General features: G+C 36.7%; 10 protein-coding genes. 2 read left to right on the forward strand and 8 right to left on the reverse strand.

Going from position 1 to position 13,521, the window contains the following annotated elements:
- Positions 1-4: 4 nt before the first annotated feature.
- From ACE1ET_RS13475 to fabG, 7 genes are all read right to left on the reverse strand, one after another.
- On the reverse strand, positions 5-469 hold the full coding sequence (locus ACE1ET_RS13475; RefSeq protein WP_375728939.1) for a hypothetical protein: 465 nt from the start codon (positions 467-469) through the stop codon (positions 5-7).
- 76 nt (positions 470-545) lie between these two features.
- On the reverse strand, positions 546-1,067 hold the full coding sequence (locus ACE1ET_RS13480; protein ID WP_375728940.1) for a hypothetical protein: 522 nt from the start codon (positions 1,065-1,067) through the stop codon (positions 546-548).
- A 112-nt stretch (positions 1,068-1,179) separates the two neighbouring features.
- Positions 1,180-1,671 (reverse strand): hypothetical protein, encoded by a 492-nt coding sequence (locus ACE1ET_RS13485; protein WP_375728941.1) that lies wholly within the window; start codon positions 1,669-1,671, stop codon positions 1,180-1,182.
- Between the two features lie 117 nt (positions 1,672-1,788).
- A complete protein-coding gene (locus ACE1ET_RS13490) occupies positions 1,789-2,220 on the reverse strand; it encodes a hypothetical protein (RefSeq protein WP_375728942.1) in 432 nt (143 codons plus the stop codon).
- Between the two features lie 12 nt (positions 2,221-2,232).
- Positions 2,233-2,700, reverse strand: a complete 468-nt coding sequence (locus ACE1ET_RS13495; RefSeq protein WP_375728943.1) for a hypothetical protein — start codon at positions 2,698-2,700, stop codon at positions 2,233-2,235.
- Between the two features lie 54 nt (positions 2,701-2,754).
- Positions 2,755-5,553, reverse strand: coding sequence for a SusC/RagA family TonB-linked outer membrane protein (locus tag ACE1ET_RS13500; protein WP_375728944.1), 2,799 nt, complete (start codon positions 5,551-5,553; stop codon positions 2,755-2,757).
- A 236-nt stretch (positions 5,554-5,789) separates the two neighbouring features.
- Positions 5,790-6,536: a 3-oxoacyl-[acyl-carrier-protein] reductase gene (gene fabG, locus ACE1ET_RS13505; protein ID WP_375728945.1), complete on the reverse strand. Its 747-nt coding sequence runs from the start codon at positions 6,534-6,536 to the stop codon at positions 5,790-5,792.
- Between the two features lie 297 nt (positions 6,537-6,833).
- Between fabG and ACE1ET_RS13510 the strand changes: the two genes are divergently transcribed.
- Entirely contained in the window at positions 6,834-9,812 is a 2,979-nt protein-coding gene (locus tag ACE1ET_RS13510) for a DEAD/DEAH box helicase (RefSeq protein ID WP_375728946.1), read from the forward strand.
- Between the two features lie 46 nt (positions 9,813-9,858).
- Positions 9,859-10,749, forward strand: a complete 891-nt coding sequence (locus tag ACE1ET_RS13515) for a T9SS type A sorting domain-containing protein (RefSeq protein WP_375728947.1) — start codon at positions 9,859-9,861, stop codon at positions 10,747-10,749.
- Positions 10,750-10,778: 29 nt separating this feature from the next.
- On the opposite strand, the gene ACE1ET_RS13520 is transcribed toward ACE1ET_RS13515, so the two are convergent.
- Complete coding sequence (locus ACE1ET_RS13520) at positions 10,779-13,385, reverse strand: glycoside hydrolase family 76 protein (RefSeq protein WP_375728948.1); 2,607 nt, start codon at positions 13,383-13,385, stop codon at positions 10,779-10,781.
- Positions 13,386-13,521 lie beyond the last annotated feature (136 nt).

Genomic DNA, 13,521 nt, shown 5'->3' on the forward strand with positions numbered 1-13,521 from the left:
TATTTTAATAAGTGAAAAGTACTCCACCCCCGTAAAGCAATGTTGAGATTATACAACCCCAGAGGGCTTTTCTGGTTTCATCTTTGTCTCTGTCTGTCAGGAAGTAAACAATTAATAAACCGACCCAGCTTAACAAACATCCCCACAGGAATGACGGAATACCAAGTGGTGGGCCTACTTCGCCATCAGCAGATAAAGGTAAAGACGAGGATGAACTAACAAGTTCAAGGTTTGCAACATCCTGAGAAGCAAGCTCTTCATATGTTACATCGCTTTGAGAAATCAGGCTGGTTACATCTTCAATCTCTGAAAAAGCAGCATAAATGGCATCTTCACTAAAGTTTAAAACTTCCTGAGCTTCGTTTGAAAGGTCAGAACTACTAAATGATAGTGCTCCTGCAAACGTCTGGGCATTAAACAACACGAGTGCCATCAGTACAGAAGCAATTTTTAGAAAAAACTTTTTCATAATAGCTAATTTAAGTGAGTTATATTGTCATAGAAGCGACATATACAAATATAGCTTTTACCTTTAATTATTCAAATTAATAGTATTGTAAATTGCCTGATGTTGAACCTGAGGTTGCGGCTACTACAAATACTGCGTAAACTAATATGTATACTACTGTTGGCACAACATAGCCAACAACACATCCGTTTAATGCCTTTTTTAATTCCACTTTGTTTTCGTCAGTGAAAATATAAACGATAATAATCCCTACAACGCCGAAAACACATCCCCAAAGAAATGAGGGTATGCCCAAAGGAGGCTCAGTTGTGTCTACATCATCTTCAGGCAATGGAAGAGAAGCCTCCAAAGAAATATTTTTAAGAAGTAAAGAATTATGAGCCGTTTCGGTAGATGCGCCCTGAGAATTTATTTGGTTTGTTAAATCGTTGATTTCATCAAATTGACTGTAAATCAGATCTTCATCAAAATTTATTATCTCATCAACATTATCTGTTGAACCGGACGAGACACTGATTATATTACTTCCCAGAACCTGAATATTTATTAACAGGAAAGCTAAGATTATAGAGATGAATTTAAACAGAATTTTCTTCATAGCAGGTACAAATAATTGTATTATACAAATGTAATTTTTGAATGAATAAATTACAAGTAATGGACATAAAAAAAGCCAGTCAATGACTGGCTTTTAAAGGATATGAAATTTTTTAATATGTTGATGCTGAGGCAGCAGCTCCAACGCCCCAGACGATAACATAGAATAAAGTATATGCTACAGCTCCTGCAACACAACCCCATACTGCTTTTTTGGTTTCATCTTTGTTCTCTTCAGTAAGGAAGTAGACTATCAAAATACCTACCCAACTCAATATACAACCCCAAAGGAATGAAGGTATACCAAGAGGAGGTCCTGTTGTTCCGTCTTCATCAGCACTTAAAGGGAGGGAAGCATTCATACTTACGTTTTCCAGCATAGAATTATCTGTAATCTCGTCTGCAGAGACATCGTTTGATAAAAGCATGTCTGATAACGCATCAATTTCCTGAAATTCACTGTAAATAGCATCTTCGTTGAAGTTAACCAATTCCTGTGCTTCATCACTAAAATCTGATCCTGCAAAAGGAGATGCGAAAGTCTGCAGATTTAGCAAGATTAGTGCTAAAAATACAGCTAAGAATTTTTGAAAAAATTTAGCCATGGTTATAATATTTGGGTTAATAATACGAATAGCAAATATAACAGAACAATTCTATATAGTCAAGAAAAAAAACATCCATATTTTATCTGAATGGCTTTCAATACAGTTTAATTTCACTTATTGGTTTACAGCCTCAGTAATATAAACCGCATAAACAACACCTGCCAGGATGTAACTCATCAGGCAACCAGTGAATGCTTTTTTAGCTTCTCTGTTATCTTCTGTGATCACTTTTACCAGGATAATTCCGGTCACTCCGCCAACACAACCCCATAAAAATGAAGGTATTCCAAATGCCTCATCCATAGCATAAGGATCATCTTCACTTGCCAGGGGCAGAAGAGCAGCAGCATCGTTTATGTTATCAGCATATTCCCCTAATACTGAACTTTCAAAAGAGTCATATATTTCACTCTCATTGAAAGCAAAGAATTCATCAATTTCATTGTCCGAATTCAGACTGGTTACATAATTTCCCGCCTGGGTCTGGCTGGTAAAAATTAATAAAGCAAACAACAGTGACGTAATTTTCAAGAGTCTTTTTTTCATAATTAATATATATTAAAAGTAGTTTATATTGTTTTGGTTTGAAATAAAGATAAATATAAGAGCGACTGTATTGATAAAGCAACCTGCAAATGCATTATTTGTTTGTTTTACATCACGATCGGTTGCAGCATAAATAAACATCACACCAGGAACGCCGAGTGCACAACCCCAGATAATAGAAGGGAGTCCCAGAGATGTTTTATAATTAATATCTGTTTGCTGTTGGTTTAATGATACTTGTACCTGATCTGATAATATACTGGCAGGGATTTCGTATGAGTTGATACTGCGATTGCTCAACTGTGAAACAAACAAATCTATATCTGAAAACTCATTATAAACAGTTTCTTCATCAAAGTTAATTATGTCATTTATTTCTGAAGACGCATTATCTGTTTTGCAAATTTCTGAAGAAAGGGCAAAATTTGAAATGAAGATAAAGCATATTAGAATCCCAACAGGTATATTCAAACTTTTCATTCAACAAGTAATTTAAATCAAAAATAACAAAATATATTAAAGAACAACTAAAACTCAGATTCCAATATTAACACCAAAAACTATTTCTTTTATTGGTACCGCATAATTAGAATCAAAACCGTAACTGTACCAGTCTGTATTCAGGTTGATATCAGGATTGGCTCCTTTGTATTTAGTCCATGTGAACAGGTTTTTAGCAGTAGCATAAAATGACAGTTTTTTCAGATTCAGTTTTTCACGGATATGTTCAGGCAAAGCATATTTAAGCGTTAAAGCTTTTAAACGTAGGAAAGAACCGTCTTCAACAAATCGTGTAGATCCCAGCCAGTTGTAGCTAAAATGAGATACTGCTCTTGGAACATCAGTAACTTCGCCTGGTTTTTTCCATCGGTCAAGTGTTGTAATGGTTTGGTTGGATAAGGTATACATGTTTTCAAGATTCATTCTGGCAAGATTAACAATATCATTGCCATAACTGAAATTAAAAAAGGTTCCCAGCCAAAATCTTTTAAATGTTATATCCGGACCGAATGTACCTGAAAGTAATGGTCTGGCATCACCAATAACGACAACATCATTCTCATCAATGGTCCCGTCAAAGTTTTGATCCTGGTATTTAGCATCTCCACCCTGAAAGATATAGTTTATATCATTTGCTTTGTAAGTAATGTAAATTGGATTGCCGTATAAATCTCTGATTACATTTCCACTTATATCTCTTGCAACCGGCGCATCATCCTGAGATCCGGCAATGAAAGAGCCGTATTGATATACTCCCATATATTTAAGTCCGGCGATTTCTCCAAAAGGTTTGTTTAATTCAAAATTATCATTAGGATAGATCCCGTTATAAATTGAATAAGAAAAATAATAACTTGGAAAATTCAGATATGAGATTGAATTTTTAGTATTCTTAATAACAATTCCAAAATTGATTTTAAAATCATTTTTATTAACAAGTTGAGAATTAAAAAGTATTTCCCAACCGTGAACATCTGAATTCTGAAAAACAATATTGGGTTCTGCTGCTCCGGGAGCCACAGGTAAATATGTTGCAATAAGATTTTCGTTAGCATAAGATCTTTTAAAGTAGCTAATTTTTAATAATATCTTATTGTTTAAAAAAGAAGTATTCAGATCAAAGTCAGTAGATTCATATACTTCAACTGTGTCCAGTCTGTCAATATAAACTCGAGTTGGCTCGTAACGTGTCGTAGTTATGGTGTAAGGATTGTATGTAATCCCTTTGGAGACTTTAAATCTCATGGAATTGATATAAGGCCTAAATGTAAAAAAGCTTTCATTAGAAATTATCCATTGTAGACTACCACCATAGTTGAACGTTCTATTATGAATAGTTCTATTTAATTTCATCTTTTCAGTTGAGCTGATGAATTCTACCTGGTATTTATTAAGCAATTTGTAATTTAATCCGACAAGGGCATCATTTATTTTATCTGTTGATTCGGAGTGAATAATATTTACATTGGAGTAAGGACTAACGTATGATACTTTACCACTGTATTCGGAGATTCTAGAATTGTATTCTCCAAATAGATTGAGGATGTGCCGGGTACCAAGATTTGGTCTGAAATTAATTCGGTTACGTATATTTAAGCTTTTTTTATCCGTGTTTTTATTATTTGCGGTTTCCTGTAAATGTTTTGAAAAGTAACTATTAAGTAAATCAGGATAAGCTAATATATTCTCATTAGATTGTTTTAAATAATCCAGTGTTAGATAATAGGAGAGTGATTTAAATGGTTGTAGATTAATACTTAATTTGGGATTAAGAAAGGACTGATTTGTATTATTTTTTACAAGCATCGCTAATGCTACAGGATTAATAAATTGAGAACCTTGAATCGATGTAGTTGGCAAAAAGAAATTTTCTGTTATTTCTCCCTCATCAGTATATTCATAAATGGACATGTTAGGCAGCATCTTTAAAGCTAGTTCTCTAATATCCATTACATTATCCGATTTATAATAGTCATTATTTGAACGGTTTATATAATCAACTCCTCCGGAAATATATAGAAGGTCTCTTACCTTATAATCTAAAAATAACCTGAAATTGTAATCTGTATTTCCTGTATTGATAATAGTTTCGGTTTCTTTATTGAATGTTGATGAGAATCGATAACCAATTCCTTTATGCTGTCCGCTTAAAGATAAAGTATGTTCCTGCTGAAATCCGGTTTGAGTGATTTCATCAAACCAGTTTGTATTTCTTCTATAGTTGGGATCAGTCATTAAATCCTCTATGAAATAGCTGATGAAATTATCCGTTGGGGCTCCAGTGATAATTCCATCCAGGCTATATCTATTCCAATAGGCTTCATTTAAATAGTTTATATATTGATCATTATCTAACATATTATATTTGGGCTTTTCCCAACTAATGCGCGTTTTTAAGTTGTAGTAAATATTATTATTGGTTGCTCTTTTTGTTGTGATAAAAATGGCACCGTTTTTTGCTGCTGAACCGTAGCTCATTAAATCGGTAGGGTCAGTTAAAACCGTCACAGATTCAATTTCTTCTTCTGAAATTCCAAGCATATTGGCTATGTCACTTAGATCTGCGGTGGCATAATTTATTATATTCGAACTAAAGGTGTAGTATGGCATTCCATCCAGAATAATCAGTGGTTGCCCGAACAGCTTTAGTTTGCTGGTTCCGGTGACCTGCGATGATAGCCCCATGCCATATTGCCCGGTTTTAAGAACGTTCTGAAGTAATACAGAATCATTCTGAGCATGTAAGAATTCAGTTGCCGGTAGGAGTAGAAATATAAATACAATTACTGGATTAAACCGTCTGGAAAACAATAGCAACAACAGGTTTTTCATCAGTTAATTTAATTAGACGTTAATGATTTGTGGTAAACAGATTAAAAGTAATGTTTTATTTGATCGGAACAAAATATGCAATAAAAAAGAGCCACCCATTGGCAGCTCTTAATTATTTTATAAATGCGATTATTCAGTTGAAATCCTTCGATTCCGATGGTCATCGGGACCACCTCCTTTTATCACGAGAACAAATTTATCTTAAGTCTTAAATCCTGGTTCTTGTGTCTTAATGATTACATATTCATTCCACCGCAAACATGCAGTACCTGTCCGGTTACATATTGCGAGAGATCTGATGCAAGGAAGATACAGGCATTAGCTACATCTTCAGGAGTTCCACCTCTTTTAAGAGGAATTGTTTTAGCCCATTCCTGTTTAACTTCATCAGACAATTTATTGGTCATTTCAGTGATAATGAAACCAGGTGCGATTGCGTTACTTCTGATACCGCGTGATCCCAGCTCTTTGGCTACAGATTTTGTAAAACCAATCATTCCGGCTTTGGAAGCAGAATAGTTAGCCTGACCAGCGTTTCCACTTACACCAACCACAGAACTCATGTTAATAATGGATCCGGATCTTTGTTTTAGCATGATAGGTTGAACTGCTTTTGTGAAGTTGAAAACAGATTTCAGGTTCACGTTTATAACAGCATCCCACTGTTGTTCGGTCATACGCATTAAAAGTGTATCCATGGTAATTCCGGCATTATTAACCAGAACATCAATCTGTCCGAAATCGTTTTTAATAGCTTCCACAACCTGTTGAGTTTCCTCAAATTTGCTGGCATCCGAAGCATAACCTTTTGCTTTTACACCCAATGCTTCTATTTCTTTTTCTGTGGCCTGAGCATTTTCGTCTATTCTGAGGTCTGTGAATGCAATATTGGCACCTGCCTTGGCAAATTCAATGGCAATAGCCTTACCAATACCACGGGCTGCCCCTGTTATTAATGCTGTTTTCCCTTCAAGTAGTTTCATTTTATTATTTTTTTATTAAACCGCGACAAATATACAAACTTAAGCGAACCATTTTATAAGAATGCTTAAAATATGCTGGTCTGTTATTTATATTCAGTTTGATAATCAGGTTTTTATGATCTCAAAGGTACGTGGATTCTTATCTGCTGCCGATAATGCTTCCATATATTTTTACTTATTTATTTCAAATATAAGCGACATAAAATCTACTATGGGCTTGTTGCTGAAAATCGGAATGCATTATCTTTGTCGTTTATTGATGATGAAAAACGGATTTAAAATCAGTATAAAGCAAACGTGCAGTATCAGTTTATCATAACCATTACCGAGCATCGCTATCTGGGATGGATCGTTGTTCCAACGCTTGTGAAAAGAACGAATGAATCGTTTATTACTTTTCATGAGCAGGCTTCTACATTCCATTTTGGAAAGGAAGGGTATGAGTTTGAGGAGCATGAAAAAACCATTATCCGGTATTTTGAAAAATATTCAGAACATAATCTCGTAGCGCTTTTCAGCAAAACTAAAACAGTTAATGAGTTTTTCGGACAGTTAACACTTGATCGCTTCGAAGAGCGCATAAGGCCTTTTATTGAAGAGTGGGCTGATAAAATTTTGAACATCATTGTTGAGTACGAGATACCTGTGTTTATACGAAAACCGAATTATAATAACCTTTATGATGCAGACCAGTTAAAGATGGCAGGATCTGACTCAAAGACCATCTTTAATTTCAAGGATGAAAAGACAGCCATTCACTACAGTCTTTCCATACGTCACAGGGGCGATGATATAAAGCTGATGAATAAAAATCTGATTATCCTCAGTAATTCACCTGCATGGGTAGTAATCGGTCATTCCCTGTTCAATTTTAATGATGTGGATGCCAAAAAACTTCAACCGTTTACTAAAAAGCGACATATTGAAATACCCGGATCAGCCAGAAATAAATATATGGAAACATTTGTGCTGAATGCCATTAAGAATAATACCGTTCTGGCCGAAGGTTTTTCTATCATTGATCAGGAACCGGAACATTCTGCACATCTTTTCCTGGAAGAAGATCTGGATGGACAACCTGTGTTGAGCCTTAAATTTAAATATGGTAACCGGTATTTTATCAGAAGTGGAAGGAAGGCAGTGGATGTCAGTTTTTTTAAAGAAAATGAAGCGTATATTTTTCAGCGGTTCAACCGGAAATGGATTTGGGAAGAGGAACTGGAGCAAAAGCTGACAGAGACCGGTGTAAGAAAACAACAGAATTCATTTTTCAGGCCGGAAGGATTTACAGATAATGTTTCAGCTAACCTGTATATGCTGGTCAACTGGATCAATAAGAACACAAAAAAACTGAATGAAATTGGTTTTGAAATTGATCAGAGCCACTATAAAACCACATTTTATACCGGGAATATTGATTTGACTATGGATATGTCGGATACCATTGACTGGTTTGAATTGTACGGGACTGTAAAACTTGGAGGTTATACCATTCCGTTTATCAGGTTTAAAAAGCATATTTTAACCGGCACACGCGAGTATCAGCTACCAGATGGTGAGGTTGTGGTTTTACCGACAGAATGGTTTACACGCTATCAGGAGATTTTTAAGTTTAGCAAAGAGAAAGAGGACAAAATAGTTCTGGATAAAATCCATTTTAATCTGCTACAGAACCGTGATGTAAGGCAGGTTGACCGGGAGGTACTTGAAGATGTATATTCGCACCGGCCCGATATTAATATTCCGGTTCCTGAAAGTCTTAATGCCACATTAAGGAGCTATCAGAAAGAAGGATACTCATGGTTAATGCACCTGCGAAAAAATGAGTTTGGAGGCTGTCTGGCAGATGATATGGGACTGGGGAAAACATTGCAGGCATTAACTGTATTGCAATACATATATGAAGGTAGCTTTGGAACCAAAAAGAGAAGGGTTGTCAACAGGATCATTGATGATACCAAACCGAAGGAACAACTCAATCTTTTTGATCAGAAGCTGAATGATGAGCCTGAAACAGAAGCTGAGTCACACCGGTTACCGGCCAGCATTATTGTTATGCCCAAGTCGCTCCTTCATAACTGGCAGAACGAGATAAAGAAATTCTGTCCGGGTATGCTGGTATATACTTACACAGGTAATAAGCGCCTTAGGTCTATGGATATCTGGAAAATATTCCGTCATTTTAATGTGATCCTGACATCTTATGGCGTTGTACGTAATGACCTTGAATTTCTTAAAACATACCAGTATCATTACCTGATTCTGGATGAAAGTCATTTTATTAAAAACCCATCTTCCAAAATATACCGTGCGGTGAATCAGCTTGATGCAAAACACCGCCTGGCTATTACGGGAACACCCATTGAAAATTCGCTGCAGGATCTGTGGGCACAGTTTAACTTTATCAATCCCGGGTTGCTGGGATCACAGAATTATTTCAGGAATCATTTTGTAATTCCTATCACAAAAAATAAGGACGAGAAACGTGAAGAGCGTTTGCAGAAAATTATTCAGCCTTTTATTTTGCGCCGAACCAAACATCAGGTTGCAAAGGATTTACCACCGTTGCATGAGCAGGTTTTATATTGTGCGATGACCGATGATCAGAAAAGGTTATATGAGAAAGAAAAATCGGGAATACGCAATAATCTGCTACAGAATATTGAGAGTGCCGGCGTTGACAAAACCCGCTTACTGGCACTTCAGGGACTGATGCGGTTGCGTTTGCTGGCCAATCATCCGGTTCTTGTAAACAAAGAATATGAGGGAGATTCCGGTAAATATGACCGGATCAAACGAAACCTGAAAAACCTGAAAGCTGAGAAACATAAGGTGTTGGTTTTTTCGTCGTTTGTAAAACATCTGAAGATACTGGAAAAGTATTTTATTAAAAAGGAATGGAAATACAGCATGTTAACTGGCGCTACAGAAAACCGGGAACAGGTGATTGATGCGTTTATGAATGATCCTGATAACCATGTATTTCTGATCAGCCTGAAAGCAGGTGGTGTCGGTTTGAACCTCACCGAAGCTGATTACGTATTTATTATTGATCCGTGGTGGAACCCGGCGGCAGAAATGCAGGCAGTAAACCGTGCACACCGCATAGGACAGGATAAACATGTGATGGTTTACAGGTTTATTACCAGCGATTCCATTGAAGAAAAAATCAGCAAACTGCAGGAAAAGAAAAGTGAACTGGCCAGTACATTTATCAATACGAATAATCCCTTCCAGAACCTTTCTCAGAAAGAAATTGACGAGTTGTTCAGATAGAAAGTATTTGATAACTTTGTCTTCAGATTATCTGAAAATATCTGCTATGAAATGGATTACAATACTTCTTGTTTTTGTGAGTCAGTTAGTATATTTAAATGCGCAAAACTTTAAAAAGGTTTTGGATGCAGACACTGTAAGCTGGAGTTACCTGTCTGATACTGGATGTGGTGATTGTTTACATACAATTGTAGAAAAAGCATACGGTGACACGATCATTAATGATCTGCATTATAAAAAACTCGCAATGGAAGTTACCGAAGGTTATTCTGAAATCGTGGCTTACCTAAGAGAAGATACGGTAAATGGAAGAATGTATATGTTAGCTTATGATTATGACTGCACAGACAAACCGTGTCATGAAAATATCGTATATGACATGACTTTGACTATCGGGGATACGTTAAAATATGTGAATTCATCTCAGATCTTGCCAATGATTGTGACCAATATTGATACTGTTGATCACAGGAAAGTCATATACTTTAAAGGAAGCCCGGAAGAAGGCCTTAAACTTATTGAAGGAGTTGGACCTTCCAGAGAAATGAATTATTATACTTTCCCTGAAGGTAACGGGTTTTCAGAGATACTTTGTAAACATAATGATGATCAGCTTTTATTTAAATCGTTCTGGGGAAATATTTATGGATGCAGTGTATACTTAGGTACTAATTTGCAGTCGTTAGATAAGGATGACCTATTAATTGGACCAAATCCTGTTGGTCTGCATCGCAATTTCAACATGATTTTGGATGTAAATGAATCGGTTCATCTGAAAATTTTTAATCTGTCAGGAAAAACATTGTATTCAGCACAATCTAAGGGCTCTTTCACATTAAATACGGATGCGTTTACCAAAAGCCCTGGGATGTTCATTTACGAGGTTCGTTTTACGGATTCAACCTACTATCAAAGGGGAATTCTTGTTGTTAAATAGATAAGTTTGAGTTTTAACCTTCTAATAAACTATAACCTGATAAACTTTGAGATCGTTTTGTCTCCTTTTTTATTCACTAATTGAATGAAATATAAGCCTTGACTCAGATCTGAAACATTTATCCCTGCTTGGTTATTCGTAATTTGGTCTTTCATACAGATTTTCCCCTTTAAATCTGTGATAACATACCTATCATAAGCTTTCCCACCAATGAAGAGTCTTTCAGTTACAGGATTTGGATACAGATTAACCTTAGGAAAAACCGCATCAGGACCTTTAATCGCAGTAGAGTTTTGTTCCGGTAGGAAGAGCTGTGAAGCAGGAATAACTTCCCTGACCTGTTGTGTCTTGCTTTCCCATTCCAGTTTAATATTCGCGCCGCCAACTTCTTCAAAATACTCCAATTTAATACTATACTTTTTGCCTGCTTCAAGTGCTATATTTCCAGAATACGTAATGTCCCAGTCGCTGATCCATTTGTCGATGATCAGTTGGTCGTTGATCCATAATCTTCTACCATTGTCGGACGTGATATAAAAGGTATAGGCATCGGTGAAACGGGGTTCAATTTGTCCTGTCCAGCGGATAGAGTAATAATCTTTAGAAATTCCTGGTACGGGGGATAGAGTGCCCCAGTCGAAGTTTATCACAGAATCTATCTGTTCGAGGGTTGGAGTGTTAAAAGTCATTCCGTTATAATAGCTTCCCAGAAGTCCGTTTGCTGAACCTGTTTCTTCTGCCTCTGTGAATGTAAAGTAATTTATGTTCAGCATTGTACCCGAACCGGAATAGACAAGATAAATATTTTGCAGGCCCTTTATATTGGTCACCTCACAGCTTACCGCGGTATATGTGTCATAACTTCCTGTCGACGGAATATTAAATGTTCCCAATAAGGGACCGGTTTCGCTTTCAGAATGGATTTCAATGGACCCGCCGGTAAGTTCACAGGATGCTCTTATTTCTGCTGTGGCTGAACCGGTAAGGCCGAAATCAACGTTATAATAAGCCATATAACCTCCGTTCTTAATCCGTACCATATCAGTTCCTTCAGAGCAGGCAGCCGTTATAATTCCGCTGAGATAAGTAAAATTTTCTGCTTCAATAATCTGGTATGCATCTTTTACAATGTTCTCTTCCATCGGGCAATTGACCAATAGGGAGACAGCTGTAGAGGCACTGAATGCGGTAGGCTGAACATTTTCCGGAGTTTTAGTTCCCCACAATGTCTGGATCAATCCCTGCGAATTACGATTATTGTATGCCATTTTTGCATTGAGCTGTAACCACGGGATATAGTCTGAACGATTGCAATCATTGACATATCTTCTGGCATAACGTTGATAAATGCCTTTAAATCCTTCCAGGTCACGACCATCTTCAGAATTGATCACTCTTGAGTTAAACATTGTATTTTTTGTATAATCCGCAATATAGTGGGCTCCTAAAAGGTATTGCGGATCTTTTGTGTGATTGTAAAGCATTATGGCAGCACCCAGATAGGTTCCCTGATTGTAGGTGGAACTCCAGTAGTTTGTCTCATACTGATTATTATCTGTATTCAGATAATATGCATCGTTTACTTTTCCGCTATTCGGATCAAACAAGTAAAGCTTTGACCATTCATAAATTTCCTTTGCCTTATCAATATAGGTATTATCACCTGTTGCTTCCGCAAGGTAACAGCAGGCCACCATGGCCGGACCGTTAATGCAGGCATTTTTTGACATAACACCTTGTTTCCAGATTAGTCCGCCACCAAAGTCATTAGTGGCAGCACGAGCGTACATATTGTCAAAATTTGTTTTAGCTATGGTAAGGTATTTGGTACTTCCGGTGTAAAGGTAAGCCCTTGTACATGCCAGAACCATCCAGGTAATGTCGTCATTATATTCATTCCACATCCAGTCCTGTCCTTCGCGGGCAATAAACTGATTATACATTGCATTAAATAAAGTTATGTATTTTACGTCACCGCTTACTTCGAAAGCATCATCAACAATTTCCATGATCTCTGCCACAGCCCAGAATCCTTCTCCTTTAACCACTTCGTTGCCATTTCTTGTATCATAATATGCTTTTATCCAGTCAGAAAAAACATTGTCCATGACTTCTGGTGATGGTGCTGATGGTGTTGGATCCTGTGGTTCGAAAAACCATTTTTGCGTTTCTGAGTCAGACGTCTGGAATACTTTTACATGTGTTCCTTCTGTAGAAAGCCCATCTTCCAGATCCAGTAAATAATCAGTATTTGCCACTGTTTTTATATAGGTTGATCCATCACCGGCATCCGTCATTGTCCATTTTACTAATTTATCGCCGGTGTTCTGATACTGATCAATTATACCACCGGTTATATGCAGTACTTTTTGACTTGCCAAATTCGTAAACGTAAAAACCTGATCTCCAATGTCAGTGGCAATCCATTTTTGGGCGTCAGAACCTGTGTCAGTCCAGATTACAATCCGGGCATTATTTTCCAGGGAAGAATTCTCCACAGAAAGGACTTTATTGCTGGCTTTTGACCGGATGATATAGGTTGAACCTGATACAATATCAAAAGTTTTGGCTGAACCCTGAAAAACAGAAAAAATTAACGCTGCCAGAATAATAGTAATGTGCTTAGATAAATGCATGTTCATATATGTTGAGGTCCTTTTTTTATGCATAATAATTGTCTTGCAATCTTGATTACTTCCCTATAATTACAATTAAAAAGAATGATTTGCTCATTATATAACCGGTATTAAGCTATGATTATGAGTTGTTGGC

Source organism: Quyinboa mangrovi (assembly GCF_042219825.1).
GTDB lineage: Bacteria > Bacteroidota > Bacteroidia > Bacteroidales > UBA5342 > JBHJHP01.

What these genes read in the sequence shown, in the direction of transcription:
- ACE1ET_RS13500 (WP_375728944.1), bottom strand. Translation starts at nt 5,553, where the DNA reads ATGAAAAACCTGTTGTTGCTATTGTTTTCCAGACGGTTTAATCCAGTA.
- ACE1ET_RS13490 (WP_375728942.1), bottom strand. Translation starts at nt 2,220, where the DNA reads ATGAAAAAAAGACTCTTGAAAATTACGTCACTGTTGTTTGCTTTATTA.
- ACE1ET_RS13520 (WP_375728948.1), bottom strand. Translation starts at nt 13,385, where the DNA reads ATGCATTTATCTAAGCACATTACTATTATTCTGGCAGCGTTAATTTTT.
- ACE1ET_RS13475 (WP_375728939.1), bottom strand. Translation starts at nt 469, where the DNA reads ATGAAAAAGTTTTTTCTAAAAATTGCTTCTGTACTGATGGCACTCGTG.
- ACE1ET_RS13515 (WP_375728947.1), top strand. Translation starts at nt 9,859, where the DNA reads ATGAAATGGATTACAATACTTCTTGTTTTTGTGAGTCAGTTAGTATAT.
- fabG (WP_375728945.1), bottom strand. Translation starts at nt 6,536, where the DNA reads ATGAAACTACTTGAAGGGAAAACAGCATTAATAACAGGGGCAGCCCGT.
- ACE1ET_RS13480 (WP_375728940.1), bottom strand. Translation starts at nt 1,067, where the DNA reads ATGAAGAAAATTCTGTTTAAATTCATCTCTATAATCTTAGCTTTCCTG.
- ACE1ET_RS13495 (WP_375728943.1), bottom strand. Translation starts at nt 2,700, where the DNA reads ATGAAAAGTTTGAATATACCTGTTGGGATTCTAATATGCTTTATCTTC.
- ACE1ET_RS13485 (WP_375728941.1), bottom strand. Translation starts at nt 1,671, where the DNA reads ATGGCTAAATTTTTTCAAAAATTCTTAGCTGTATTTTTAGCACTAATC.